Origin of the sequence: Pseudomonas sp. NFIX49 (genome assembly GCF_900115915.1) — a bacterium.
Taxonomy (GTDB): Bacteria; Pseudomonadota; Gammaproteobacteria; order Pseudomonadales; family Pseudomonadaceae; genus Aquipseudomonas; species Aquipseudomonas pharyngis.
Genome location: NZ_FOYE01000008.1, coordinates 252,772 through 277,418 on the forward strand (window position 1 = coordinate 252,772; position 24,647 = coordinate 277,418).

Consider the following 24,647-nt stretch of genomic DNA (forward strand, 5'->3'; position numbering starts at 1 on the left):
GCACTCGTTGCGCGCCACTAGAATGCGATCAATTCTTAATTGCACCCTAATCGCACTCTCGATTGCATCTCTGGCAACGGACGCCCGAAACGAGTACCTGCCCTCCATGTCGTCCCTCGATCAGCCGTTGAATCAGCAAGTCCAGACGCTCTACAGCGAACACCACGGGTGGCTGCAGGGCTGGCTGCAACGCAAGCTGGGTAACCGCTGCGAGGCGGCCGATCTGGCGCACGACACGTTTTTGCGCCTGCTCACCCGGCAGGTGATCAAGCCGCTGGGCAGCGAGCCCCGGGCGCTGCTGACGCACATCGCCAAAGGCCTGATGATCGATCGCTGGCGGCGTCAGGACCTGGAGCGCGCGTACCTGGAAACCATCGCGCACCTGCCCGCCGCCGAAGTGCCGTCGCCGGAAACCCGCTACCTGATTCTCGAAACCCTGTGGCGCATCGAAGCGCTGCTGCGCGAACTGCCGGAACAGACCCGCGAGACCTTCCTGCTGTCGCAGATCGAAGGCCTGACCTACGCGCAGATCGCCACGCGCCTGAGTGTTTCGCTGATCACCGTCAAACGCCACATGCGTGCCGCGTTCATTGCCTGCCTGAGTGTCGCCTGATGAATTCGTCGATGATCAATCCGCAGATTCTCGGCGAAGCCGCCGACTGGCTGGTGCAACTGCATTCCGGCACCGCCACCCCGTCCGACCATCAGGCCATCGCCCAGTGGCGCACCCGCAGCGCCGAGCACGCCATTGCCTGGCAACGGGCCGAAGCCCTGCTGGGAGATTTGCGCAGCGTGCCGGCCAACGTCGCGATCCAGACCTTGAAACGCGCGTCCCGCAAAGAAGGCCTGAGCCGCCGCCAGACCCTCACCCGCCTCGGCTTGCTGTTGATGGCCGGGCCGCTGGGCATCGCTTCGCAGCATGTGCCGTGGCAGCAATGGACCGCCGACCAGCGCACCGCCGTCGGCGAGCAGAAGAACCTGCAATTGCCGGACGGCACCCAACTGGTGCTCAACACCGACAGCGCCGTGGACATCGCTTTCAGCCCGGTGGAGCGTCGCGTCCTGCTGCTCAACGGCGAAGTGCTGATCAACACCGCCGCAGACGCCAGCGCCCGTCCGTTCATTGTCGAAACCCCGCAAGGCGTGGCCCGCGCACTGGGCACGCGATTCTGCGTGCGCACCGAGGGTTCGCGCAGCCAAGTGTCGGTGCTCGAAGGCCAGGTTCAGATCACCCCGCAACTGCTCAAGCACAGTGCGATTCTTCAGGCGGGCGAGCGCCAGCGCTTCAAGCTCAACAGCTTCGACAGCGCCGAAACCTTCGACACCGCATCCCTGGCCTGGGACAAAGGCATGCTGCTGGCCAGCAACATGCGTCTGGACGAATTGCTCGGCGAGCTGAGCCGCTATCGCCGGGGCGTACTGCGCTGTCATCCGGACGTCGCGGCGATGCGCGTGTCCGGGGCGTTTTCCCTGCGCGACACCGACGCCAGCCTGCGTTTGCTCAGCGATACCCTGCCACTGAACATCAACAGCCTGACCCGTTATTGGCTGTCGGTGGAGCCCCGTGTCTGAGCCCTCGGAAAATAATTTCAATGTTCACTGATACCTTTTCGTTTCTCGTCCGGTGAGTGGATAGACCTTCCCATTCCACGCCCCCGACAGGAACACCGAATGACCGCAATGCCATCGCCCCGCCCCGCCACGTTTGCGCTCAAGGCCCTGAACCTGAGCCTGGCCCTGGCCTTCAGCGCGCTGCTGCCGACCGCCGCCCACGCCGCCGACAGCGTCAGTGAAAGCGCCAGCCGCAGCGTCAACATCGGTCCCGGCCTGCTCAGCCATGTGCTGGCGCAATTTGCGGTCAGCGTCGGCGTGCCGCTGTCGTTCGATCCGGCGCAACTGGGCAATCGCCAGAGCCCCGGCCTGCAAGGCAGCTACACCGCACAGAGCGGTTTTGCCCGGTTGCTGGAAGGCAGCGGTTTCGAGCTGATCAGCACCGGCCACAACGGTTACACCGTGGCCCCGAAAGTCGCGGCGGACGGCGCGCTGGAACTGGGCGCCACCAACGTCAGCGCCCTGCGCGACGACAGCGGTGATACCTACGGCGGCGAACAGGTCGCGCGCCGCGCGCAGATCGGCATGCTCGGCAACCAGGAGGTCAACGACCTGCCCTTCAGCGTCACCAGCTATACCGCCAAGACCATGGCCGATCAGCAGGCCCAGACCGTCGGCGATGTGTTGCTCAACGACGCCTCGGTGCGCCAGTCCAACGGCTTCGGCAACTTCTCGCAGATGTTCATGATCCGCGGCCTGCCGCTGGCCTCCGATGACATTTCCTATAACGGCCTCTATGGCGTGCTGCCCCGGCAGATCATCGCCGTCGAAGCGCTGGACCGGGTCGAACTGTTCAAGGGCCCGAATGCATTCGTCAACGGCGTGACCCCGAGCGGCAGCGGCATCGGTGGCGGGATCAACCTGCAACCCAAACGCGCGATGGACACGCCGACCCGCAGTGTCACCCTCGATTACAGCGCCGACGGTCGGGTCGGCGGGCATCTGGATCTGGGCCAGCGCTTTGGCGAGGACAACCGCTTCGGCGCGCGGGTCAACCTGATGCAGCGCGAAGGCGACACCGCCGTCGATGACGAAGACCAGCGCTCGTCGCTGTTCAGCGTCGGCCTGGACTATCGCGGCGATCGCCTGCGGGTCTCGACCGATTTTGGCTATCAGAAGCAGGTCATCAACCAGGGCCGCTCGGTGGTCTATGTCGATTCGAGCCTGACCAAAGCCCCCAAGGTGCCGCACGCCAACGCCAGCTATGCCCAGAGCTGGAGCTATTCGCAACTCGAAGACACCTTCGGCATGGCCCGCGCCGAGTACGACCTGAACGACAACTGGACGGCCTACGTGTCCGGCGGCGCCAAGCACACCCGCGAGAACGGGGTTTACTCGTCGCTGACCGTTACCGACCTCAACGGCAACGCCCGTGGCGGCATGCTCTATTCACCCCACGACGAAGACAACCAGAGTGCCATGGCCGGGCTCAACGGCCGTTTCGACACCGGCCCCGTCACGCACCAGTTGAACCTCGGCTGGGCGGGCATCTGGGGCGAGCAGCGCTCGGCGTTCGAAACCATCGGCACCGCCGGGCGCTACAGCACCAACCTGTACAACGTCACCGACAAGCCGCGCCCGGCGCCCACCTCGTTCGCCAGCGACATCAGCGACCCGCGCATCACCGGCAAGAACACCCTGCGCAGCGAGGCGATTTCCGACACCCTCGGCTTCGTCGATGACCGCATCCTGCTGACCCTCGGCGTGCGTCGCCAAGAATTGAAAGTCGACGGCTGGAGCACCGCCACCGGCGCCCGCACCTCAAGTTATGAAGAGTCGATTACTACCCCGGTCTACGGCCTGGTGATCAAGCCGTGGGAACACGTGTCGTTCTACGCCAACCGTATCGAAGGCCTGGCCAAGGGCCCAACCCCGCCGACCACAGCAATCAACCGCGACGAAACCTTCGCCCCGGTGCGCAGCAAACAGATCGAAGCCGGCGTGCGGCTGGACATGGGCAGCTACGGCGCCAACCTCGGCGTCTATCGCATCGAGCAACCGTCGAGCTACACCCAGGACGGGATCTTCCGGGTCGACGGCCAGCAGACCAACAAAGGCGTGGAACTCAACGTCTACGGCGAACCGCTCGACGGTCTGCGCCTGCTCAGCGGCGCAACCGTGATGAAGACTGAACTGGAAGGCAGCAGCAACGGCGTGAATGACGGCAACCGTGCCGTCGGGGTGCCGCGCTTCCAGTTCAACCTCGGCGCCGACTGGGACATTCCGGGGCTCGAAGGCGCGGCCCTCAGCGCGCGGATGTTGCGCACCGGCGGTCAATACCTGAACGCGGCCAATACCCAGAGCATTCCGGCGTGGAACCGTTTCGACCTGGGCACGCGCTATGCCTTCAAACTGGATGAAAAGCAGATCACGCTGCGGGCCAATCTGGAGAACGTCGCCAACGAAGCCTATTGGGCCTCGGCCAACGGCGGTTACCTGACCCAGGGCACGCCGCGTACGCTGAAGGTGTCGGCCACCGTGGACTTCTGACCGCTCGTCATCCGGCCGGCACCAAGGGTTCGGCGCGTTTGACCAATATCAGGTAATCCCCTTTCTGGAGACAGACCATGATGACGCGCAAACTCACCTCGCTGTTGTTGATCGGCCTGCTGGCCACAGGCTCAGCCGCAACATTCGCCGCCAACGACGGCGCCGATGCCACGGGCACCAAATCCGGCTCCACCAATGGCTCGCCGATGCCACCGGACAATACGCCGGGCGCGCCGTCCGGCGGCAGCGGCGCGGGGGGCGGCACCGGCACCAATGGCGGCGCCAGCGGTTCGGGTTCGGGAGCAGGCGGGGGCACTGGTTCGGCCGGTGGCGGCACGGGCGGTGCCGGCGGTGGCACTGGCGGCTGAACGAACAAGAGCAGGCCGTGGTAAACGCCATGGCCTGTGTCTGAACCCTATCGTTTTTTGTCAGCGATCCGAACGTAGCAATTCGCCGAAACCGACGTCCATCGACAACACGGCCGCACGATTGCGGCCGGCGTTTTTGGCCTGATACAGCGCCGCATCGGCGCGCTGGATGAACAGCTCCGGGCTGTCGTTGCCCAGCGGAATAAACGAGTAGCAGCCCAGACTCACCGTCAGATAACCGGTGGGCGAACCGCTGTGGGTGATGTGCTTGTCCATGACGCTGCGGCGGATCTGCCCGGCAATCGCCAGCGCGCCGTTGATGTCGGTGTCCGGCAGCAACACCGCGAACTCTTCCCCGCCATAGCGCACCGCCAGATCGGACTTGCGCTGGCAGCAGTTCTTCACCACCTGCGCGACCTGGGTCAGGCAATGGTCGCCGGCCACGTGGCCGTAGGCATCGTTGTAGCTTTTGAAGAAATCGATATCGAGCATGATCAGGCTCACCGGGCTCGACTGCCGCGCGCCCCGGGCAAACTCCACCTCCAGCGAGCGCTCGAACAGACGCCGGTTGGCCAGCCCGGTCAGGCTGTCGTGGGTGGCGATCTGCTCCAGCGTCCGCTGGGCCTTGCGCAGGTTTTTCTCGATCCGCTCGCCATCGCGCACCTGATGAATGAACACCCAGCCAAACAGCCCCACGCCGAGCATCACCAGCGCCACGATGACGCTGGACTGGAACGCCCGGTCATACCAGCCCTGGAGGATCGTGTCCCGGGACGAAGACGCCGCGACCACCAACGGGTAGCTTTCCAGCTGTCGGTAACCATAAAGACGCGTCACACCGTCGACCACCGAATCGATCATCGCGGTGCCGGCGGCTGCATTGGGCAGCAACTTCTGGTAGATCTCGCCCTTGGCCAGCGAGGTGCCGATCAGGGCCTCGTCGAACGGCCGCCGGGCGAGCAAGGTGCCGTCGGTCAGGCCGAGGAACATGGTGCCGTTGTCGTCCAGGCTGAAGCTTTTGAAGAACCGGTCGAAGTAGGACATCTTGATCCCGGCCAGCAACACGCCCTGGAAATTGCCGGCGTGGTCGTTGACCCGTTTCGAGATCGGGATGATCCACTCGCCGTTCTCACGGCTGCGGATCGCCGGGCCGATGTGCGCCACGGCCGAGACGTTCTGCTGGTGAAACTTGAAGTACTCGCGATCCGCCACGCCATGGCCGCGCGGCAGATCCGCGAACGAGGTAATCACCCACTGCCCTTCGCGGTCGAACAGGAACATGCCGTGCAACTGCTCCAGTTGCTGTACCCGCCGCGCGAGGGTTTTCTGCAAACGCGGCTTCTGCTCCGCGCCATAGCCATCGTCCTGAACCCAGTCGACCAGGCTGGTCAGCACCAGATCCGCTGCCAGAAACGTGTCTTCAGCCTGCTGTGCCATGGCCCGGGTCAGGTTGGCCGACGACACCTGTGCGTTGGCCAGATCCTGGCGCCGCGACTGTTCGATCTGCAAATACAGCAGGCCGGACAGGCTCAGACACACAGCCACGATGAACAACACCGCCGCCTTGCGCAGGGGCAAACGCTTGAGGGTGCCGCCGGGGGCCTGATGCGGATCGTGAATGGGGATAGGCAAAAGCGTGTCCTGGGCAGGTACGACAGGGGCAAAAGCCCGAAACCCTTGTTTTCGTGAGCGTAGCCCACCGGGTTGTGTGGGGCAACCAAGTGCCCCCGAGACAATCCCGACCCTGTTGCTATCGGCGCGCAGTAGAAATGGATGACCTGCGACGCGAATTATTTTTGCCTGCCCGTTTTCCTCACTTTTACCCCCCGCTCGACAACCGCCGCATTGCACTGTGCAGATGCGCCCGCGCACTTTCCGGATCGCCCTCGCGCATCTGCTCGTAAGCCCGTTGCGCAACCGCGTGCGGCACCGGTTTCAACACCCGTTGCGTGGCCATCGCCAGCAGTTGCACCTGCGCGGCACGCTCCAGGTAATACAGATCGTCCCAGGCTTCAGCGATGGTCGGCGCCCCAACGATCACCCCATGATTCTTCAGAAACAGAATGTCGGCCTCGCCCATGACCCCGGCAATCCGGTCGCCTTCACGCTCATCCAGCGCCAGCCCGTTGTAATGCTCGTCCACCGCCGTGCGCCCGTAGAACTTCAGCGCGGTCTGACTCAGCCACAACAGCGGCGGCCCCTCCAGCAGGCACAACGCTGTCGCGTTCGGCATGTGCGTATGGAACGCGACCTTCACCCGAGGCAGCCGCTGGTGCAGGCGCGCATGAATATAGAAAGCAGTGGCCTCCGGCTGACCCTCGCCGTCCACCACGTTGCCGTCGAAGTCGCAGACCAGCAGGTTGTGCGCGGTCACTTCGGAAAACGCATAGCCGTACGGATTGACCAGAAACAGGTCATCGTGCCCCGGCAACATCGCAGAAAAGTGATTGCAGATCCCCTCCTCCAGCCCGTGCAGCGCCGCCAGTTGAAAGCACGCCGCCAGCTCGTGGCGAGCGGTAATGATGGCTTCGCTGTCGAGGTTCAACGAGCTGGAATGCGCGGGTCGGGCGCTGCCGGTCAGGGTGTGGGCCATGGCGAAACTCCTCTATTACCAGCCAAGGGACGCGAACAACGGCAGCACTTCATCCAGCGTGTTGAGGGTCGCGTCGGGCCGATAGTCCGGCAGCAACTGACGACCGGTGCCGCGGTCGATCCATACACAACGAAAATGCATATCGCGGGCCGCCGTGTGGTCGAGCATCGGGCTGGCGCAGATGTGCACCACCTGATTGCGGCTGACGCCCAATTGCTCATGAGCGTAGTCGAACAGCCGCGGCGCCGGTTTGTAGGCACCGGCCTGTTGCGCGGTGATCACCCGGTCGATATGGCCGCCGAGTTGAGCGACGTTGCCGGCGATGATGTCGTCATCGGTGTTGGAGACGATGCACAGCTTGAAACCCTTGGCCTTGAGCTGCGCGAGGGTCTCGACGACTTCGGGGAACGGTGGCATCTGCGGGATCGCGGTGGCCAGGCGCTGACTGTCTTCGCTGGCACTCGCCAGCCCCAGCTCCTCCAGGGCCAGTTGCAGGCCGAGGGTGCTCAGCTCGCGAAACGAGCGGTGCGGCGGCGTCTGTTCCAGGCGATGTTCGTGGCGGTCGTAGACCTCGATCAGGCGCCCGGCATCGACCCGGTGTTCGCCCTTCTCGCTCAGGATCCGCTCAGCCACGGCGCGCAGGCCTTCGTCCCATTGAATCAAGGTGCCGTAGCAATCGAATGTCAGCCATTGCGGGCGCGGTGTGTTGATCAAGGTCATGGGGAATTCCTCTGCAAGTGAGGGCTTCAGCTTATGAACTCGGGGTGATAGTGTGAAATTAAATAAATAGCCGACTGTCAGTTGCCAAACAAATATCGAGGCCGCCGCCATGCTGGATCTGGAACTGCTGAAAACCTTCGTCTGCGTGGTCGATGAAGGCAGCTTCACCCGCGCCGCCGAACGCGTCCACCGCACCCAGTCCACGGTCAGCCAACAGGTGCGCAAACTGGAAGACCTGGTCGGTCACGCCCTGCTGTTGCGCGACCGCACCGGGTTGAACGTCAGCGTCACCGAGCACGGCGAACTGCTGATCCACTACGCCCGTCGATTACTGGCCTTGTCGGCCGAGGCCAGCGAAGCCCTGGCCAGCGATCTGGATCTGGAAATCCTGCGCATCGGCATGCCGGAAGACTTCGACGCCCGACGCATGGCGCTGATCCTCGCCGGCTTCACCCGCAGCCACCCGCAAGCGCGACTGGAAACCGTCAGCGGCATGAGCCTCGACCTGCGCCAACGCCTCGACAGCGGCGAAATCGACATCGCCCTGATCAAACGCGAACCCGACAGCGGCACGGCCTGGGCGACCTGGCCGGAACGACTGGTTTGGGTCAAGGGTGCTGAGTTCGACTCATCCAGTGCCGTGTTACCGCTGGCGCTGTTTCCCCAGGGCTGCCTGTACCGACAACGGGCGATCCGCCTGCTCGACGTGGCGCAACGCCCATGGCGTGTGGCCTTCGGCAGCCACAGCCTGACCGGCATTCAGGCGGCGGTCGCCTCCGGGCTCGGGGTTTCGGTGCTGCCGGCGTCGGCGGTGTTGCCGGAGCATCGGGTGTGCACGGACTTGCCGCCGCTGCCACCGACGGAACTGGCGCTGGTCAGTCGCGAGGGGGTGTTGAGTGGATTGCAGCGGGGTTTGGTGGAGTTTCTGCGGGGGGAATTGGGGGTGGATGCGGGGGGATTTGCTTGATCCCCCCAAATGGCGCTGAGCTCAGGGCTTGTTGACTTCGCGCAGCAGGTCTGCGACCGGGAGGTTCATGGTGTTTGAGTAGTAGGGTTTGTAGCCGTAAGCGGTGACGACGACTTTGCAGGGGATTTGTTGTTTGCCAGAGAGGAGTTGGTTCAGTTCGGCCGCTGACAGATTTCTGTCCGTACTTCTATCGCTAGAGGTTTCGATCAAAAACGCGCTGGTCAGATAGGAAAATCCCGTTTTGTTCGCCTGCCCCTTGTCCGAGGTAATCAAACCGAGGGCAGAAAACTGCATTGATTTATCAACCGCAAAGTCTTCGTCGTCTCCCAAGGCGCACTCAAGAGTACCCGACGCCATTCCTTTACGTTCACCTCGGTCAAAAAGATCCAGAACATCCACGTCCGATTGATACCGAACGTCGTAGAGCGTTCGTTCTCTTGCGACAGACACGAAGCTCAAATTTGCCGGAGGTTTTACATGATCCTTTGCACACCCGGAGCAGATGACCATAAATATGCATAGAAGAAATTTGTACCTCACGAGAAATCTCCATGATCGATTCAAGCAGCAAGTCGCTGGCCGATTTACTGCCTACTTCTCTGGTGGAAAATCGCCCTGACCCAAGTATGTTCCCTTTTAGCAATGAGCTCAGAACTTGTTACCTTCGCGCAGCAGGTCTGCGACCGGGAGGTTCATGGTGTTTGAGTAGTAGGGTTTGTAGCCCCAGGCGGTAATGACGACTTTGCAGGGGACCTGGAGCTTTCCGGACAACAGGCCATTCAACTCCTGAATTGAAAGAAATTCCTGAGTTGAACCGTTATTTACGGTTTGCCTTAAAGTTGCACTCGTCACGTAGTTGTATTTCCCGCCGGCTTTGTTCGTCTCATCTACATCAATCAGTCCGTACGCCGAATATCTGAATCGGTTAGTGATAGAAAAGTCCTGATCGTCACCCAGTGCACACTCCAACATTGTCGAAGCGGCGCCTTCCCTCATTCCTCTCCCAAACAGATCCAAAAGGTTTACATCAGAGGCGTAGTAAATTTCGTAATACAGGCTGCTGGGTTTTCTCTCTATAGTCAGAAAATTGAGATTTGCAGGCTGGACCGTATGGTTTTTAGCGCAAGCTGAACACAAGATGGTCAATAGAAGAAGCAATAAGGTTTTCTTACCGCTGGTGCCATGTCCCGGCAATGGGCAGGCGGTCGGGTCGGTCACTCGGGCAGCGGGTTTTCCGCTCATGAAAAGCTCCTTGCGGTGTCGCGTCATCATCCATTGGCGCGCAAGCATGAACAAAGTCGCGGCGTTGTTCAAACCCGCATGCAAAAAAACAGGCGCCTGAAGAGGCGCCTGTTTTCCATGGACGGTAACTGCTCCGGTCAACGCGACGGCGGCACTCGAATATCCCCCGCCCGGCACTGGGTTTTCACACCCTTGCCGCAGGCGCCGAATTGCAGGTCCTTGCCCATGCACACGCGCACTTCCGAGAGTTCCGGGCCGTTGCAAATGACGGCGATGCCGTCTGACGGGATGCCCGGATTGCTCCTGCGGAACAGGTCGGCAATTTCCTGCGCTTCGAAGTAATAAGAGCTACTGAACGGTTGCAGCTCTTCCGGGATTTTCACCGCGCCCACCGCTTTGTCCGCTTCGTCCAGATAGCCCATCGCGCCGAGGCCGCTGCAGGTGCCGTGTTTGCTCCATTCGTGATCGAGCAGTTTTTTGGTCGGGAACAGCGTCAGGCCTTTGGCCGTTTCGGCGGCCGACAGGTTGGTCAGCGGTGGGCAGGATTGCGGCCAGCCGCCCTTGGCGTATTGCGGCCACAGGCCATGCAGGACAAAACCGTAACCCTTGCCGGTGCATTGAGGGTCGCTCTTGTGGGTCAGGCAAAAGGTCGGCGACCAGGACAACGCCAGCAGGTAGTAATCGAACACCCCCGCCACCGATTCCGCCTTGCTGGCAGACGACTGGCGCGCCGAACTCAGGCCGATGCTACCGACCGTCAGCGCAATCAGCGCCATAATTGTAAAAAGCTTTTTCATGTTCCCGTTCCTTGGGACGCGTGCGTCCGTGGTTTCTGTGGTCTGACCATCACTTGGCCAGACGCTGATTGAGTCATGCCCGTGTTGCAGGCGCATGACGCAGGGCAAAACGTGCATTACTTTGAAAGGACTACGATGAAGTTGAAATCACCACAGGGAACCGACATGAGTAAAGCAGACGAACTCGCCGCGAAACTCAAACAAACCCGGCACACCCATGCTGACGAAATCACCTGCGCTGAACTGGAGATCGATTGCTGGCCGGCTCAGGTCTACGCCTTGTATCACCGAATCGAAGGCTGGTTGCAACCGGTCACCGAGGTAGGCCTGAAGATTCGGCGCAATCCTACGCATGTTTGCGAATCTTCTTCGGATGGCGAGACCCACGACTACGCCATCGACCAGTTGATCATCGAAGCCAACCACCACAGCCTGACGTTCGACCCCATCGCCCGCTTCACCGAAGACGGCGCAGGGCGAGTGCAAATCGTCCTGCCGGGGCGCGAAGCATCGCTGCTGCGCACGGTCGATGAGCACGGTGAAAGCCATTGGTGGTTGCAGACGCTCGAAACCGGGCAACAGCTGGATGCGATTGCGTTGACGGAAAACAACCTGCTGCTGGTGGTCCAGGAAGGTCTCGGTTTGTAGGTTGAACCTGACACAACTGTAATCCGCCCCTCAGCCTGCTGAAAGCTGCCGCTGGTTAGCCTCCCCGTCATTGGTCAAACGGGGACTTCCAGCGCATGCCTTCCACCACCTCAAGACGCACCTTCGTCAAAGGCCTCGCCGCCGGCGGTCTGCTCGGCGGCCTCGGCCTGTGGCGCACGCCGGTCTGGGCCTTGAACAGCCCTGGCCAGGTGAACGAGTTAAGCGGCACCGACTTCGAGCTGTTCATCGGCGAAACCCCGGTCAACTTCACCGGCCAGCCCCGCACCGCCCTGACCATCAACGGCAGTCTGCCCGGCCCGCTGCTGCGCTGGCGCGAAGGCGACACCGTGACGCTGCGGGTGCGCAACCGGCTCAATACAGACACATCGATCCACTGGCACGGCATTCTGCTGCCGGCCAACATGGACGGCGTGCCGGGCCTGAGTTTCAAGGGCATCGAGCCGGGTGGCGTGTACGTCTACCAGTTCAAGGTTCGCCAGCACGGCACCTACTGGTATCACAGCCATTCCGGCTTGCAGGAGCAGGCCGGGGTCTACGGGCCGTTGGTGATCGACGCCCGGGAACCGGAGCCGTTCGACTACGACCGCGACTACGTGGTGATGCTCAGCGACTGGTCCGACGAAGACCCGGCCAGCCTGATGAAGACCCTGAAAAAACAGTCCGACTACTACAACTTCCACAGGCGCACCGTCGGCGATTTCATCCACGACGTCGGCGAAAAAGGCTGGGGCGCCACCGTCGCCGATCGCACGATGTGGGCGCAGATGAAGATGAACCCCACCGATATCGCCGACGTCAGCGGCGCCACGTACACCTTCCTGATGAACGGCCACGCCCCGGATAACAACTGGACCGGCCTGTTCCGCCCCGGCGAAAAATTGCGTCTGCGGCTGATCAACGGCTCGGCCATGAGCTACTTCGACGTGCGCATTCCCGGATTGAAAATGACCGTGGTCGCCGCCGACGGCCTGCACGTCAAACCGGTCAGCGTCGACGAATTGCGCATCGCCGTGGCGGAAACCTATGACGTGATCGTCGAACCCGCCGCCGACGCCTACACCCTGTTCGCCCAGGCCATGGACCGCACCGGTTACGCCCGAGGCACCCTCGCCGCCCGCGCCGGTTTGTCGGCCCCGGTGCCGGCGCTGGACCCGCGACCGCTGGTGACCATGGACGACATGGGTATGGGTGGAATGGATCATGGCTCCATGGACATGAGCGCCATGGATCACTCAAGCATGAACATGGGCCCGATGCAGTCGCACCCCGACAGCGAAAAGGACAACCCGCTGGTGGACATGCAAGCCATGACCACCGCGCCGAAACTCGACGACCCCGGCCTCGGCCTGCGCAACAACGGTCGCCGCGTGCTGACCTACGCCGACCTGCGCAGCACGTTCGAAGACCCGGACGGCCGCGACCCGAGCCGCACCATCGAGTTGCACCTCACCGGCCACATGGAGAAATTCGCCTGGTCGTTCAACGGCATCAAGTTCTCCGACGCCGAGCCGCTGCTGTTGAAGTACGGCGAGCGGATCCGCCTGGTGCTGGTCAACGACACGATGATGACTCACCCCATTCACCTGCACGGCATGTGGAGCGATCTGGAAGACGAAAACGGCAATTTCCAGGTGCGCAAACACACCATCGACATGCCGCCCGGCACCCGTCGCACTTACCGCGTCACCGCCGATGCGCTCGGCCGTTGGGCCTATCACTGCCATCTCCTGTACCACATGGAAATGGGCATGTTCCGCGAAGTGCGGGTGGAAGAATGAGGACGCCGACCATGACTCGATTTGCCGCGTTTTCGTTGTCGCTCCTATCGATGGCTCCGGCATTCGCCGCCAGCGACATGCAGGGCATGGATCACAGCCGGATGGCTGATATGCAAGGCATGGATCACAGCCGGATGGCTGACATGCAAGGCATGGATCACAGTCAAATGACCGGCATGCAAAGCATGGACGACGGCATGATGCAGCCCGCCGCGCCGACCGAAAGCCGCACACCTATCCCGGCGCTGACCGACGCCGACCGCGCCGCCGTGTTCACCAGCCACGCCGGGCATCAGGTCCACGACAGCGCCATCAACACGTACTTCCTCGCCGACAAACTCGAATGGCAAGACGCCGACGACGCCAGCACCCTGGCCTGGGATTTGTCCGGCTGGATCGGCGGCGACATCGATCGGCTGTGGCTGCGCTCCGAGGGCGAACGCAGCAACGGCAAGACCGAAGACGCGGAAATCCAGGCGCTGTGGGGTCACGCGATTTCGCCGTGGTGGGACGTGGTCAGCGGCGTGCGCCAGGACTTCAAACCCGGCGCCCCGCAAACCTGGGCCGCGTTCGGCCTGCAGGGCATGGCGCTGTACAACTTCGAAGCCGAAGCCACGGCGTTCCTCGGCGAAAACGGCCAGAGCGCGATTCGGCTGGAAGGCGACTACGACATCCTGCTGACCAATCGCCTGATCCTGCAGCCGACCGCCGAACTCAACGTCTACGGCAAAAACGACCCGCAACGCGGGATCGGTTCGGGCCTCGCGAACACCGAAGCCGGGCTGCGCCTGCGCTATGAAATCCGCCGCGAATTTGCGCCCTACATCGGCGTGACCTGGAACCGCACCTACGGCCACACCGCCGATTACGCACGGGAAGAAGGCGAGGATCGCAGCGAAGCGCGACTCGTCCTCGGCGTACGGTTGTGGTTCTGAATCCCTTCAAAAAACAACACCGAGGTCTTGCATGCGCACATTAAAAATCTCCCTCGTCCTCGCCAGCGGTTTGCTCCTGAGTACTCTGGCCCAGGCCCATCCGAAACTGCTGTCGTCGACCCCGGCCGAAGGTGCCGACGGCGCGGCACCCGGCAAGATCGAACTGCGGTTTTCGGAGGATCTGCTGACCCAATTCTCCGGAGCCAAACTGGTGATGACCGAAATGCCCGGCATGGCCCACTCGCCCATGCCGATGAAGGCCAAAGTCAGCGCCGGCAGCGACCCGAAAACCATGCTCGTCACCCCGCTCGCACCTCTGCCGGCCGGCACCTACAAGGTCGAATGGCGCGCGGTGTCATCGGACACGCACCCGATCACCGGCAACGTCACATTCAAAGTGAAATGAGTGATGGCTGAACTGATCAACATCCTCCTGCGTCTGGCGTTGTATGTGGATTTGCTGATGTTGTTCGGGCTGGCGTTGTTCGGGCTATACAGCGTTGACGCAGTGCTGCGGTTTCGGCCGATGCTGCGCGGGATGGCGTTGATCGGGGCATTGCTGTCAGTGGCGGGACTGGTGCTGATGACCCGCGCCATGAGTGGTGAAACGGAGTTCGCGGCGCTGTGGCCGCACCTGCAAATGATGGTGCTGGAAACCGACGTCGGGCTGGCGTGGGCGCTGCGGATGATTGCGCTGATCGCCGTGATGATCTGGCCGGGATTGTGGCTGGCATCAATGGCCGGCGCCGTCGCCCTCGCCTCTCTGGCCTGGAGCGGACACGGCGCGATGGATAACGCGTGGCATCTGCTCAGCGACATCCTGCACCTGCTCGCGGCGGGTGCGTGGCTGGGCGCGATGCTCGCGCTGATCTTGATGTCGCGGCTCGACGCACTGTGCAGCGAAGCGCGCATTCGTTCGCTGGCGGATTCCGTCAAACGCTTCGAAGGCGTCGGCGCGGCGATTGTGCTCTTCCTCTCGATTACCGGCGTGGCGAATTACCTGTTCATCGTCGGCCCGACACTGGGCGAAGTCCTGCTCGGCACCTACGGCATTCTGCTGGCGATCAAGGTTGCGTTGTTCGGGGGCATGCTGGTGCTGGCCGCGTTGAACCGCTTCCACCTCGGGCCGTTGCTCGAGCAATCTTTGCGCGCCGGGCAGCATCAAGTGGCGGCCAATGCCTTGCGCCGCAGCGTGGCACTGGAGCTGATGATTGCGCTTCTGATCGTGGGACTGGTGGCGTGGCTGGGCACGTTGAGCCCGGAACCGGGATGACACCCGGCAAACCCATTCACTACACTGGCCCGCACTCCCACTGCACAAGCCAGATCCCCATGACAATTCAAAAAAGCACGATGATCTTTTGCAGCCTGCTGGCCATGGCCGGCGCCGCCCAGGCACAAGAACCGGCCTCGCACCTCGACACCATTCAGCAACAAGGCCAGTTGCGCGTCTGCACCACCGGCGACTACAAGCCCTACACCTTCAAACGCCCGGACGGCGGATTCGAAGGCATCGACATCGCCATGGCGCAAACCCTGGCCGACAGCCTCGGCGTCAAGGTCGAATGGGTGCAGACCACCTGGAAAACCCTGATGCCGGACATGCAGGCCGGCAAATGCGACATCGGCGTCGGCGGCATTTCGGTAACCCTGGAACGCCAGAAAAAAGCTTTCTTCAGCAACACCCTCGACGTCGACGGCAAGATCCCGCTGGTGCGCTGCGCCGACCAGTCCAAATACCAGACCATCGACCAGATCAACCAGCCGAACGTGCGCCTGGTCGAACCCGCCGGCGGCACCAACGAAGCCTTCGTCCACGCCTTCCTGCCCAAGGCGCAACTTGCGTTGCATGACAACGTGACGATCTTCGAACAACTGCTCGACAGCAAGGCCGACGTGATGATCACCGACGCCTCCGAAGCCCTCTACCAGCAGAAACTCAAACCCGGCCTGTGCGCCGTCAACCCGAGCCAGTACATGCAATACGGCGAAAAAGCCTACCTGCTGCCGCGCGACGACATCAGCTGGAAACTCTACGTCGACCAGTGGCTGCACCTGAGCAAAGTCACCGGCAAATACCAGAAAGTCCTGAGCGAATGGATCGCCGTACCAGCAGCTCAGTAACCCTCAATCGTCATGCATCAGGCCGGAGCTGTACTGGTTGAAACTGTTACCGATATTGCTCCCGCCGAACTTCAACGTATTCACGTTCCGCGCCTCCGGCGACTGACAGTCGCTGGAGAAACAACTGGTGGTGGTCAGGCCACCGGAGCCGGAACAGGCGCTTAGAACCGAGATGGTGGCGACGAACAGCAGCGCTTTGAGTGGATTGTTCATGGTGGGTGGCGCTCGGGTGGGGTCGGGAACTTGTAGAGGGATCGTAGGCCTGTGCGGGTGGCGGGAAGATGAAACTTGCGGGGGTTTCAGCGTGGGTTCAGGTTGAACCCACGCCTGACGATCAACCCTCCACCGCAGAGGGTTGCCCGAACCTACTTCGGCTCGACGTTATCCAACGCCTGATTCACCGCCAAAGATCCCAACATCACCAACTGCGCAATGCCGATGGCGGTTTTGCGGTGGGCGGGTTCCAGGGTGGCGGCGAAGTTGTTGAGCATTTCGGAGGCTGATCCCAGGGATTCGCTGGCGTTGGCGAGCAGGGATTCGGTGTCGTAAGCCGGGTTAGCGAAGTACATCGGGTCATGTTGGGTGTGGCTGCCCATGATCCGTTGTTGTGGGGTGAGGTAGTGATCGAGGGCGCGTTCGGCGGCTTCGTTGAGCGTTCGTGAATCGGGGAATTTGTAGGGGGAGACTGGATCGGTTTCTGGTGGGTTGGGTGTTGGTTTGAACATGGATGAATCCTCTAGCGCGATTACCAAAAGGAACCATCACCCTTCGCTACCAAACGTTGGGTGGCGGCCATACGCGGGTTGGTAGACCGGTCGCACTAGAACCCGGCGCCCACGAATGAGCCCCACGCATGACCACCATGAAATCCGAGCCCTGAAAAAGGGCTGCACACGGTGACGCCATGAGTCTAGAACGAAGCGGGCTACCAAACCCGATCACTGGTCTGCAGTGACGTAGAGACGATAAAACCCGCGTGCTAGACGCACAAGCCGGCGGATTCTGTCTTAGGTGTAGGGGGTGGCGCAAGGTGGTGTAGGGTTTGGATGACGAAAGAATGAATCATTTAAACGAGTGAGTTTTTAGGTTTAAAACACTCCCGTTTTTTTGCTTGCAAGACGCCGTCTCTAGCGCGGCGTCTAAGTCTGACCAGTGATGGATTGGGCGTAGTTCCTCGCCTGCACCCCGGCCAACCAAGCTAACCCCGCGAAACGACAACGCTTTGTAGCAATTTCTAAGCATCGCCGACAACGGACACTACCGGTACTATGCTTTTCTTTTTCGAAAGGAGTCGATGCCTTGTCAGACGAATACTCGCTATAGGACGTGCTAGAAGGGATGTACGAGAACCAACTGGGGTCAGTGGCCGCCGATATGGTCTGACTGCTCATGCTGAAAAAGCAAGGTTTGACCGTTACCGGTGACAATGTTCGAGGGGCTTTATGGGCCATTGGTAAGAACACTGGATATATCAAGCAGGGGCTAGGCAGACTGAAGGGTAAGACTGCGCGCTAATTTCCAGAAGCTGGATACTATTTGTGCCCGACACTGAGCATATCTAGGCTCATGGGTATTGCAGGAAGGCGAGACGGGCGAGCTCCAGAACCGGAGCTGCAATGACCTCCATTTGGTTCAATGTGTTTAAGGATAATCATGTTTGAAATCACACCCGAGTATTTTTCTCCCGAAGAGTTCATTGACAATCATAGTTCTTTAGGCGGGCTCCATAACCAGCGACTCGTTGAAGTATTGAAGGGCGCCCTGGCTATAATTCCTCTCATAAAAAACAAATACTCTGAAGAACAATCAGATATACCTATAAGGATATCCAACAGTGAAAGCCTGTCAGCCGAGAGCAATCCATACTCTATAGTCATAAGTTCAGGAATGATTAAGCACTGTATCGCGGCTCCGTGCATGCCTATTGACGAAATATGCCCAGCATTACCAATCGAAAATTTTGACTATAATGCTATGGCAGCTACAGCGCTTGCATGGATTATTGCACACGAGTATTTCCATATAGTAAGACGCCATAATGAAGTCGCTATAGCTGCTAGGGACTTACCGGGTAGACCGTACGCGAATTCCATTGATAACGCTCTAGAGCATGACGCAGACCTCATGGCAACCGCCGCCCTATACCGTCTGACACAAATGCGACTGGGCAATGCGATTCATGACTTGGATGTGAGACGAATAACAGTTCATGGAATATTTCTCACTCTCCGCACCTTTCCTCAAGAAAGTGCTGACAACATCCACTCAGCAATGCCGGAGCGCCTATTTCAAATTTATCAAAAACTGGTTCAAGTGACCAAAGGTGGAAGTGAGAAGGTTTCAGCATCAGGACTGACAGATTATTCGGTGGAACGAGTTATTCCAATATTACATGCATTTGCGCAGTGCGAAAGGTATTTCCAGCTTTTGGGCGGAGAAAATGAACCAAGCCTTGATATACAATTTGCTGAATTTTGCAACAACAAAGACGCTCCGGCGGTTGTTAAGTCTTGGCAGTGGATTAGTCCCGTCGTGGAAAGGATTACAGGAACAAAATCAGATAACAGAAATCACAAAGGCCTTAATATCAATAGGGTATGCGTTTTCTGCGGGGCTAACAACCCCATCGGTGTTCCTGTGTTTGCTCCTTGGATAAGTGAAAAACTCAACATAGGTAGAGGTAAGCAGCTGCTCACCGATATGGCGCACAGCATATCCGAGTCGGATAACAACACCATTTTTATTAAGCAACCCTATTTACGTGATTCGGCTTTAGGATCTGATAATATTGACCGTATATGCGCAGCCTGCATAAATGACTGGCTTGCCCCCTTGGACTTGGCGACGAGGCCTCTCATAGATTCCCTCATTGATGGAAAAGTAATTAGCATCGCTAAAGATGAAGCGAAACGAATTTCGATCTATATGTGCGCAATCGCAGTATTACATGAATATACTGACCCCAATCCAGACAACAGATGCATTCCTGAAAATCATAAAAGACTGCTCAGAAAAAACAGAATTCCCAGTAACTGGGCAGTGGCTATTAGGCCGATGGAAAAAAACGTTAATTATGGTATCAGAACCCATCATGCACGCATCGAAAATCGACCAAGCCACACCATTTGCAACATCCACCTAGGCTGTTTTTATGTTCAGATAGTATGCTTTATAAATTGCAACTACCCATTGCACTTTGACAAGTCTAAGTTTATTTCCACCCACCCCTTCAAAGGACAATCAAATGTCGGACAAATTGAAAAACTTTCATTAAGCAATCGGGAAGAGGCATTCAACAACCTACATTTCTGCATTCTTAACTGGACATCTGAAAAAGCTATAGAGCTAATGGTAAAGAATAAAAAAACACAATAAACCACGTTAAATCCTCATCAAAATACACACTCACGCACAGTACAAATTAAATCACCTAATACAGGGAAACAATGGGAAACAATGGGGACGGAAACAATGGGGACAGATTTATTTACCACCTAGAAGTGAAAAACAAACCAATCCGTCCCTTTTGTCGTCCCTTTTGTCCGGACAAAACGCCGTGCTGGAGCTGACCGTTTAAAAAAGGCTTCACGTATGCAATCCGTCTGGACCTTCACTTCCACTCTCATGTTTTTTCATAGGCCGTCGATACCCTGCTAATTCAGACGTTCAAGGAATGACGACATGCCCCTTTCAATCAATTCTGTATTTATCCGGCCATCAACCGCTCAGCTGAGCCAAACCAGCCAGCCATTGACCACCAAATCCCTCAGTGAAAACTTGCTGAAAACCACGGTCAACATCAATCCGGCTGCAATTTACCATCCAAACAATGACCCCCCCCGCGCCGAGCCCGGAAACGGAATCGATCGAGAGCATGATCGCGCGCACCCAGTCGCCGGATTACCCGCAAATTGCCGAAGGGCACAAAAGCGCCCATCAATCGCTGAAACTCGCTTTCGAGGAGTTCCAATCAGCGTTGGCTCACAGCGATCCGGATCTCGCCGACAAGAAATTTGGCTTCACCATCGAAGCGGATGGCAGCCTCAAGGTTCTCGACAGTTCACGCCAGCTCAGCGCTTCCGACATGGATCGGCTGAACGAGCTGTTGAATGCTTCCAGTGAATTGAAATCGGCAGCGAGCAGCTACCGCGACGCCTCCATCGCCCTGGTGGCCGCCGACGCTACGTGGGGTGGTAACTTTACGGGCGGGTATATTCTGAACAAGGACAACTTCGCCAACACAATCGATCTGGGTGCCCTATTCCTTAAAAAAGGGACAACCCCAAACGCTGATACCCTGAACGGTTTCTTCTCCTCCCAGTTGTGGAGCAAGGGCGCACGAATGACGCATGAAACAGTCACCCAGATGCCCGTAGGCGCCAATAAGATCGACGTGACGGTTTGACTGGCAAGTTCTTGAAACTCACGCTACTTCACAGCGCGGGAAACAATGGGGACATATTTATTTATCTCAAAAAATGAGCAAACAAATCTGTCCCCTTCCTATTGCCAGCGAGGCGCGTTACACGCCAAGACAATGCCCGTACTGCTCTGGATCGAACCGGCGAAAATGCCGGCTTTATTAGAGAAACAATGGGGACGAAACAATGGGGACAGATTTGAATGGCACTTACTTAACATGTTTAGCATGCCCGTTCTTCCTGACCTCAGGCCCTTGCTGACCGACGTGACTTGGTCAGCAAGGGGTAGGCCTGAGGTCTTCGTTTTATAAACAATGGGGACAGATTTATTTATCTATGGCCGCACTGCAAGGAATTACACTGACAATAAAGGCGGACGAACTCTAAAGAGAGTTCGTCCCGCGAAGCAATTTTCCCTTTACTCCCGCACGCTTTACAATTGATCTTCATTATTTCTCAAATGCTGGATTATTGGCTTATTTTATCAGCTCACAAATCCAGCATCCACAGTTTAATGGACAATTAAATACAAACACTGCTAGCTATCAGTTCTAATTTTTCTAGCTCTTCTATCGTAAACCCCCTCTATTACAAAAAAAACAGCTTGCCCCTTAACCAACGGACCACCATAAACTACGTCCGCTTCTGTGTACTTACATGGATCAGCTCCCGCCCCATCTGGCACTACCAAGCCATAACCGGTGTTATATTTGGTCGTAACAAGTGTAACCGTTCCAGAACATCTAGTAGCCATCACATTTCTCCTTAAATTATTACTTTGTGAAATACTTCATTCACGGAATAGAGTGAAAGTTTTTATATCGCGCAATTTGATGCTAAACCTTACGCTCAGGCTCATCACCTGTCAGAAATGACAGTCACTTATACCGCTTCGCTATTAAAACAATCACACTAGCAACATCTCACAAAAAACATCATTTTCTAGGTACTCCATTGCACCTTACGATCCGTTCTTAGCTGGCAATTCACCTGCAAAAATAACTGCATAATTGGCCTAATTTCGTTATTCATAGAGAAATGGGGACTGATTTATTAGCGCCCCGTTTTCAAGTTGTAGCTACCGTCTGCACGCCACTTAGACACTCCCCAAGCCCCACCCCAGCATTCCTGATAAACTCCCCCACCTCCCAGCCACACCGATTCCGTACCCCCAATGCCCCCAATCACCGCCACACCCGCTCCACTCTCCCGCCGTTTCTCCGTCGCGCCCATGATGGATTGGACTGATCGCCATTGCCGGTACTTCCTACGCATCCTGTCGAAAAACGCCCTGCTCTACACCGAAATGGTCACCACCGGCGCTCTGCTCAACGGCGATCACGAACGCTTCCTCCGTCACAACGACGCCGAGCACCCGCTGGCGTTGCAGTTGGGCGGTAGTGTTCCGCTGGACCTGGCCGCTTGCGCGCGTATGGCGCAGGAGCACGGTTACGACGAGGTGAATCTGAACGTTGGCTGCCCGAGTGATCGGGTGCAGAACAATATGATCGGGGCGTGCCTGATGGGGCATCCGCAGTTGGTGGCGGATTGTGTGAAGGCGATGCGTGATGCGGTGTCGATTCCGGTGACGGTGAAGCATCGGATCGGGATCAACGGGCGGGACAGTTATGAGCAGCTGTGCGATTTCGTCGGCACGGTGCGGGATGCCGGGTGCACGAGTTTTACGGTGCATGCGCGGATTGCGATTCTGGAGGGGTTGTCGCCGAAGGAGAACCGTGACATTCCGCCCTTGCGTTATGACGTGGCGGCGCGGTTGAAGGCGGATTTTCCGGAGCTGGAGTTCATTCTGAACGGCGGGATCAAGACGATGGAGGCCTGCCATGAGCATTTGCAGACCTTTGACGGCGTGATGCTGGGGCGCGAGGCGTATCACAATCCTTATCTGCTGGCCGAGGTGGATCAGCAGTTGTTCGGCAGCAGCGCGCCGGTGATCAGCCGGGCCGAGGCGCTGGCGCAGTTGCGGCCTTATATAGCCGAGCATTTGCTGGCCGGCGGCGCGATGCATCACATCACCCGCCATGTGCTGGGCCTGGGCACCGGGTTCCCGGGGGCGCGCAAGTTTCGTCAGTTGTTGTCGGTGGATATCCACAAGGCCAAGGATCCGCTGGCGTTGCTGGATCAGGCGGCGGAGTTGCTGGCGGGTCGTTGATCGATGCGTTGAATGTGCGGGCAACGAATGAGCGTTGCCCGGAGTTTTGTTGTACTGACAGGATGTCTTTTGGTTATGCCCGCGTTCAGCTGTGTTTTATTCAAGCGTTTCGCCCTCCTCGCTTTACTCTCGACTCTCTCTGCAAGCGCCTATGCATCCTGTGATTTTGCGAAGGGGTGCGGCAACGGGGAAAATGGCCCTTTTCAATCTACCCAGATGTCTGGTTTTCTGGTTTTCACGACGACGATGGTCACAGTCGACGGGATGTCGGACATTTCCGGACTGAAAAAACGTGTGTATTCGGTAGAGGAAATTGAAGCGGCACGTTATTTCCTCGCCAGTGACGGCATGCTGCAAGCCGCGTATTTCACCTCGGCGTTGCAGCGGTTTCGTCAGGATTCGCCCGACTCTGAATTGAATGATCTCGCCGTCGCTGCACTGATCAGCAGTCAGTGATCAGCAGTCAGTGATCAGGCGGCTGCGGCCGCCGTCCAGTTCACCCAACCAAATTGCCAGGTGGCAAGGATCAGCAAGCCGAAGGCGATTCGGTACCAGGCGAAGGTGGCGTAGCTGTGGTTCGCAATGAACTTCAGCAGGCCGCGCACGGCGATCATCGCGAAGATGAACGCTACGACGAAGCCCAGGGCGAAGACCGGCAGGTCGCCGCTCTGGAACAGTTCGCGGTACTTGTAGCCGGAATACACCGCCGCACCGACCATGGTCGGCATCGCCAGGAAGAACGAGAACTCCGTGGCGGCCTTGCGTGACAGGCCGAACAGCAGACCGCCGATGATGGTGGAACCGGAGCGCGACGTGCCCGGAATCATCGCCAGGCACTGTACGCAACCGATCTTCAGCGCGTCGGCCCACTTCATGTCGTCCACATGGTCGACGCTCACTACATGATCGCGCTGCTCGGCCCACAACATCACGATGCCGCCCACGACCAATGCGACCGCTACGGTGATCGGGTTGAACAGGTATTCATGAATCGTGTCGGCGAATAACACGCCGAGTATGACCGCCGGGAAAAAGGCGATCAGCAAATTGCGGGTAAAACGCTGGGCATTGCTTTGGGTCGGCAGGCCTTTGACGATCTCGAAGATCTTCGGGCGAAACTCCCAGACCACGGCCAGAATGGCGCCCAGTTGAATAATGATGTTGAACGCCATGGCGCGTTCACCGCCGAATTCCAGCAAGTCGGCAACAATAATCTGGTGGCCCGTACTGGAAATGGGCAGGAACTCGGTCAGGCCTTCTACCGCCCCAAGAATCAGCACCTTGAACAAGGTCAGTAAATCCATTAATCCTCCGTCAGAACGCCCTTTTCGGGCGCCCTGTTAAATGCATTCAGGCATTGAGTATCTGAAGTAAAACAATTGGCAGATGAACACCCATTGCCCGACTCGGGGACGGAGAATATGTCTTATCAAAAGCCACACTCAAGGCATGTTAATAAACGTCCGTGTGTGAACTTGTCGACGTTATAGCCAAAACACAGGCCTCCCCATAAAATGTGACCCACCTCACACTGCTCTGATACGTATGCAGTTGAGTGATGGCCAAGGGACATAAAAACAGCTCGCGATAATTACAAAATAGTGGCACCATTCCATATTGCCACCATCTAATGGCCTAAATTCCGTTAGTTCACAGCCCCGAAAAAATCAACTAAAAGCTTGAATCGCTTAATTATTGTTAGAAAACTCGGGAGCCACGTCTAAAATTCGTCCAAATGTTACCAATTGTCAGTCACAGATGA

General features: G+C 58.4%; 26 protein-coding genes. 15 read left to right on the forward strand and 11 right to left on the reverse strand.

The window, feature by feature from the left end; genetic code table 11:
* Nucleotides 1–106: 106 nt before the first annotated feature.
* From BMZ46_RS23235 to BMZ46_RS23250, 4 genes are all read left to right on the forward strand, one after another.
* Nucleotides 107–613 (forward strand): sigma-70 family RNA polymerase sigma factor, encoded by a 507-nt coding sequence (locus BMZ46_RS23235; protein ID WP_074689187.1) that lies wholly within the window; start codon nt 107–109, stop codon nt 611–613.
* The gene (locus BMZ46_RS23240; RefSeq protein WP_039770287.1) at nt 613–1,572 is read left to right on the forward strand and encodes a FecR domain-containing protein; all 960 of its coding nucleotides are present in this window, start codon (nt 613–615) and stop codon (nt 1,570–1,572) included. The genes BMZ46_RS23235 and BMZ46_RS23240 overlap by 1 nt, the downstream gene beginning before the upstream one ends.
* 99 nt (nt 1,573–1,671) lie before the next feature.
* Nucleotides 1,672–4,101, forward strand: coding sequence for a TonB-dependent receptor (locus BMZ46_RS23245; protein WP_074689189.1), 2,430 nt, complete (start codon nt 1,672–1,674; stop codon nt 4,099–4,101).
* Nucleotides 4,102–4,178: 77 nt separating this feature from the next.
* Nucleotides 4,179–4,469 (forward strand): hypothetical protein, encoded by a 291-nt coding sequence (locus BMZ46_RS23250; protein ID WP_074689191.1) that lies wholly within the window; start codon nt 4,179–4,181, stop codon nt 4,467–4,469.
* Between the two features lie 60 nt (nt 4,470–4,529).
* Here BMZ46_RS23250 and BMZ46_RS23255 read toward each other — a convergent pair whose 3' ends face one another.
* The 3 genes from BMZ46_RS23255 to BMZ46_RS23265 all read right to left on the reverse strand — a co-directional run bounded on the left by BMZ46_RS23255 (nt 4,530) and on the right by BMZ46_RS23265 (nt 7,782).
* The gene (locus tag BMZ46_RS23255) at nt 4,530–6,101 is read right to left on the reverse strand and encodes a sensor domain-containing diguanylate cyclase (RefSeq protein WP_074689194.1); all 1,572 of its coding nucleotides are present in this window, start codon (nt 6,099–6,101) and stop codon (nt 4,530–4,532) included.
* A gap of 187 nt (nt 6,102–6,288) precedes the next feature.
* Entirely contained in the window at nt 6,289–7,062 is a 774-nt protein-coding gene (locus BMZ46_RS23260; RefSeq protein ID WP_074689196.1) for an aldolase, read from the reverse strand.
* Between the two features lie 15 nt (nt 7,063–7,077).
* Complete coding sequence (locus BMZ46_RS23265; protein WP_074689198.1) at nt 7,078–7,782, reverse strand: haloacid dehalogenase type II; 705 nt, start codon at nt 7,780–7,782, stop codon at nt 7,078–7,080.
* 109 nt (nt 7,783–7,891) lie between these two features.
* Here BMZ46_RS23265 and BMZ46_RS23270 point away from each other — a divergent pair, with 109 nt between their 5' ends.
* A complete protein-coding gene (locus BMZ46_RS23270; protein ID WP_039770296.1) occupies nt 7,892–8,749 on the forward strand; it encodes a LysR substrate-binding domain-containing protein in 858 nt (285 codons plus the stop codon).
* 21 nt (nt 8,750–8,770) lie between these two features.
* Here the strand turns inward: BMZ46_RS23270 and BMZ46_RS23275 are convergent, their stop codons facing one another.
* From BMZ46_RS23275 to BMZ46_RS23285, 3 genes are all read right to left on the reverse strand, one after another.
* Nucleotides 8,771–9,259: a hypothetical protein gene (locus BMZ46_RS23275; RefSeq protein WP_371855537.1), complete on the reverse strand. Its 489-nt coding sequence runs from the start codon at nt 9,257–9,259 to the stop codon at nt 8,771–8,773.
* A gap of 138 nt (nt 9,260–9,397) precedes the next feature.
* A complete protein-coding gene (locus BMZ46_RS23280) occupies nt 9,398–9,991 on the reverse strand; it encodes a PAAR domain-containing protein (RefSeq protein ID WP_237233729.1) in 594 nt (197 codons plus the stop codon).
* Between the two features lie 137 nt (nt 9,992–10,128).
* Nucleotides 10,129–10,788, reverse strand: a complete 660-nt coding sequence (locus BMZ46_RS23285) for a ribonuclease T2 (protein WP_074689200.1) — start codon at nt 10,786–10,788, stop codon at nt 10,129–10,131.
* A gap of 165 nt (nt 10,789–10,953) precedes the next feature.
* Between BMZ46_RS23285 and BMZ46_RS23290 the strand changes: the two genes are divergently transcribed.
* From BMZ46_RS23290 to BMZ46_RS23315, 6 genes are all read left to right on the forward strand, one after another.
* Nucleotides 10,954–11,436: a hypothetical protein gene (locus BMZ46_RS23290; RefSeq protein WP_064598036.1), complete on the forward strand. Its 483-nt coding sequence runs from the start codon at nt 10,954–10,956 to the stop codon at nt 11,434–11,436.
* Between the two features lie 95 nt (nt 11,437–11,531).
* A complete protein-coding gene (locus tag BMZ46_RS23295; protein ID WP_074689202.1) occupies nt 11,532–13,235 on the forward strand; it encodes a copper resistance system multicopper oxidase in 1,704 nt (567 codons plus the stop codon).
* An 11-nt stretch (nt 13,236–13,246) separates the two neighbouring features.
* Complete coding sequence (locus tag BMZ46_RS23300) at nt 13,247–14,170, forward strand: copper resistance protein B (protein WP_074689204.1); 924 nt, start codon at nt 13,247–13,249, stop codon at nt 14,168–14,170.
* 31 nt (nt 14,171–14,201) lie between these two features.
* Nucleotides 14,202–14,576 (forward strand): copper homeostasis periplasmic binding protein CopC, encoded by a 375-nt coding sequence (copC, locus tag BMZ46_RS23305; RefSeq protein ID WP_011335143.1) that lies wholly within the window; start codon nt 14,202–14,204, stop codon nt 14,574–14,576.
* 3 nt (nt 14,577–14,579) lie between these two features.
* Nucleotides 14,580–15,443 carry a copper homeostasis membrane protein CopD gene (gene copD, locus BMZ46_RS23310; protein WP_074689206.1) on the forward strand — a complete coding sequence of 288 codons (864 nt, stop codon included), beginning with the start codon at nt 14,580–14,582 and terminating at the stop codon, nt 15,441–15,443.
* Nucleotides 15,444–15,502: 59 nt separating this feature from the next.
* Nucleotides 15,503–16,294 (forward strand): transporter substrate-binding domain-containing protein, encoded by a 792-nt coding sequence (locus tag BMZ46_RS23315; RefSeq protein WP_170844902.1) that lies wholly within the window; start codon nt 15,503–15,505, stop codon nt 16,292–16,294.
* A 3-nt stretch (nt 16,295–16,297) separates the two neighbouring features.
* On the opposite strand, the gene BMZ46_RS23320 is transcribed toward BMZ46_RS23315, so the two are convergent.
* Together BMZ46_RS23320 and BMZ46_RS23325 are read right to left on the reverse strand one after the other, a co-directional pair.
* Complete coding sequence (locus tag BMZ46_RS23320) at nt 16,298–16,507, reverse strand: hypothetical protein (RefSeq protein ID WP_074689210.1); 210 nt, start codon at nt 16,505–16,507, stop codon at nt 16,298–16,300.
* 152 nt (nt 16,508–16,659) lie between these two features.
* On the reverse strand, nt 16,660–17,019 hold the full coding sequence (locus tag BMZ46_RS23325; RefSeq protein ID WP_007955862.1) for a DUF6124 family protein: 360 nt from the start codon (nt 17,017–17,019) through the stop codon (nt 16,660–16,662).
* A gap of 928 nt (nt 17,020–17,947) precedes the next feature.
* On the opposite strand from BMZ46_RS23325, the gene BMZ46_RS29200 reads away from it, so the two are divergent.
* Complete coding sequence (locus BMZ46_RS29200; RefSeq protein ID WP_134333855.1) at nt 17,948–19,669, forward strand: hypothetical protein; 1,722 nt, start codon at nt 17,948–17,950, stop codon at nt 19,667–19,669.
* 342 nt (nt 19,670–20,011) lie between these two features.
* Here the strand turns inward: BMZ46_RS29200 and BMZ46_RS29620 are convergent, their stop codons facing one another.
* A complete protein-coding gene (locus BMZ46_RS29620) occupies nt 20,012–20,170 on the reverse strand; it encodes a hypothetical protein (protein WP_256575073.1) in 159 nt (52 codons plus the stop codon).
* Here BMZ46_RS29620 and BMZ46_RS23335 point away from each other — a divergent pair.
* Nucleotides 20,169–20,699 carry a hypothetical protein gene (locus BMZ46_RS23335; RefSeq protein WP_254778411.1) on the forward strand — a complete coding sequence of 177 codons (531 nt, stop codon included), beginning with the start codon at nt 20,169–20,171 and terminating at the stop codon, nt 20,697–20,699. The two genes, BMZ46_RS29620 and BMZ46_RS23335, sit on opposite strands and share 2 nt — an antisense overlap.
* Before the next feature lie 346 nt (nt 20,700–21,045).
* Here BMZ46_RS23335 and BMZ46_RS23340 read toward each other — a convergent pair whose 3' ends face one another.
* On the reverse strand, nt 21,046–21,165 hold the full coding sequence (locus BMZ46_RS23340) for an ogr/Delta-like zinc finger family protein (protein WP_074689211.1): 120 nt from the start codon (nt 21,163–21,165) through the stop codon (nt 21,046–21,048).
* Between the two features lie 724 nt (nt 21,166–21,889).
* Between BMZ46_RS23340 and dusA the strand changes: the two genes are divergently transcribed.
* Both dusA and BMZ46_RS23350 read left to right on the forward strand, forming a co-directional pair.
* On the forward strand, nt 21,890–22,885 hold the full coding sequence (gene dusA, locus BMZ46_RS23345; protein WP_074689213.1) for a tRNA dihydrouridine(20/20a) synthase DusA: 996 nt from the start codon (nt 21,890–21,892) through the stop codon (nt 22,883–22,885).
* A gap of 75 nt (nt 22,886–22,960) precedes the next feature.
* The gene (locus BMZ46_RS23350) at nt 22,961–23,341 is read left to right on the forward strand and encodes a DUF2388 domain-containing protein (protein ID WP_074689215.1); all 381 of its coding nucleotides are present in this window, start codon (nt 22,961–22,963) and stop codon (nt 23,339–23,341) included.
* Between the two features lie 14 nt (nt 23,342–23,355).
* Here BMZ46_RS23350 and BMZ46_RS23355 read toward each other — a convergent pair whose 3' ends face one another.
* Nucleotides 23,356–24,189 (reverse strand): undecaprenyl-diphosphate phosphatase, encoded by an 834-nt coding sequence (locus BMZ46_RS23355; RefSeq protein WP_074689217.1) that lies wholly within the window; start codon nt 24,187–24,189, stop codon nt 23,356–23,358.
* Between the last annotated feature and the right edge of the window lie 458 nt (nt 24,190–24,647).

What these genes read in the sequence shown, in the direction of transcription:
- BMZ46_RS23290 (WP_064598036.1), top strand. Translation starts at nt 10,954, where the DNA reads ATGAGTAAAGCAGACGAACTCGCCGCGAAACTCAAACAAACCCGGCAC.
- BMZ46_RS23295 (WP_074689202.1), top strand. Translation starts at nt 11,532, where the DNA reads ATGCCTTCCACCACCTCAAGACGCACCTTCGTCAAAGGCCTCGCCGCC.
- BMZ46_RS23340 (WP_074689211.1), bottom strand. Translation starts at nt 21,165, where the DNA reads ATGAAGATCAATTGTAAAGCGTGCGGGAGTAAAGGGAAAATTGCTTCG.
- BMZ46_RS23320 (WP_074689210.1), bottom strand. Translation starts at nt 16,507, where the DNA reads ATGAACAATCCACTCAAAGCGCTGCTGTTCGTCGCCACCATCTCGGTT.
- BMZ46_RS23325 (WP_007955862.1), bottom strand. Translation starts at nt 17,019, where the DNA reads ATGTTCAAACCAACACCCAACCCACCAGAAACCGATCCAGTCTCCCCC.
- copD (WP_074689206.1), top strand. Translation starts at nt 14,580, where the DNA reads ATGGCTGAACTGATCAACATCCTCCTGCGTCTGGCGTTGTATGTGGAT.
- BMZ46_RS23315 (WP_170844902.1), top strand. Translation starts at nt 15,503, where the DNA reads ATGACAATTCAAAAAAGCACGATGATCTTTTGCAGCCTGCTGGCCATG.
- BMZ46_RS23275 (WP_371855537.1), bottom strand. Translation starts at nt 9,259, where the DNA reads ATGGTCATCTGCTCCGGGTGTGCAAAGGATCATGTAAAACCTCCGGCA.
- BMZ46_RS23235 (WP_074689187.1), top strand. Translation starts at nt 107, where the DNA reads ATGTCGTCCCTCGATCAGCCGTTGAATCAGCAAGTCCAGACGCTCTAC.
- BMZ46_RS23350 (WP_074689215.1), top strand. Translation starts at nt 22,961, where the DNA reads ATGCCCGCGTTCAGCTGTGTTTTATTCAAGCGTTTCGCCCTCCTCGCT.
- BMZ46_RS23240 (WP_039770287.1), top strand. Translation starts at nt 613, where the DNA reads ATGAATTCGTCGATGATCAATCCGCAGATTCTCGGCGAAGCCGCCGAC.
- BMZ46_RS23260 (WP_074689196.1), bottom strand. Translation starts at nt 7,062, where the DNA reads ATGGCCCACACCCTGACCGGCAGCGCCCGACCCGCGCATTCCAGCTCG.
- BMZ46_RS23355 (WP_074689217.1), bottom strand. Translation starts at nt 24,189, where the DNA reads ATGGATTTACTGACCTTGTTCAAGGTGCTGATTCTTGGGGCGGTAGAA.
- BMZ46_RS23250 (WP_074689191.1), top strand. Translation starts at nt 4,179, where the DNA reads ATGATGACGCGCAAACTCACCTCGCTGTTGTTGATCGGCCTGCTGGCC.
- BMZ46_RS29200 (WP_134333855.1), top strand. Translation starts at nt 17,948, where the DNA reads ATGTTTGAAATCACACCCGAGTATTTTTCTCCCGAAGAGTTCATTGAC.
- BMZ46_RS23285 (WP_074689200.1), bottom strand. Translation starts at nt 10,788, where the DNA reads ATGAAAAAGCTTTTTACAATTATGGCGCTGATTGCGCTGACGGTCGGT.
- dusA (WP_074689213.1), top strand. Translation starts at nt 21,890, where the DNA reads ATGCCCCCAATCACCGCCACACCCGCTCCACTCTCCCGCCGTTTCTCC.
- BMZ46_RS23245 (WP_074689189.1), top strand. Translation starts at nt 1,672, where the DNA reads ATGACCGCAATGCCATCGCCCCGCCCCGCCACGTTTGCGCTCAAGGCC.
- BMZ46_RS23300 (WP_074689204.1), top strand. Translation starts at nt 13,247, where the DNA reads ATGACTCGATTTGCCGCGTTTTCGTTGTCGCTCCTATCGATGGCTCCG.
- BMZ46_RS29620 (WP_256575073.1), bottom strand. Translation starts at nt 20,170, where the DNA reads ATGCTCTCGATCGATTCCGTTTCCGGGCTCGGCGCGGGGGGGGTCATT.
- BMZ46_RS23280 (WP_237233729.1), bottom strand. Translation starts at nt 9,991, where the DNA reads ATGAGCGGAAAACCCGCTGCCCGAGTGACCGACCCGACCGCCTGCCCA.
- BMZ46_RS23270 (WP_039770296.1), top strand. Translation starts at nt 7,892, where the DNA reads ATGCTGGATCTGGAACTGCTGAAAACCTTCGTCTGCGTGGTCGATGAA.
- copC (WP_011335143.1), top strand. Translation starts at nt 14,202, where the DNA reads ATGCGCACATTAAAAATCTCCCTCGTCCTCGCCAGCGGTTTGCTCCTG.
- BMZ46_RS23335 (WP_254778411.1), top strand. Translation starts at nt 20,169, where the DNA reads ATGATCGCGCGCACCCAGTCGCCGGATTACCCGCAAATTGCCGAAGGG.
- BMZ46_RS23265 (WP_074689198.1), bottom strand. Translation starts at nt 7,782, where the DNA reads ATGACCTTGATCAACACACCGCGCCCGCAATGGCTGACATTCGATTGC.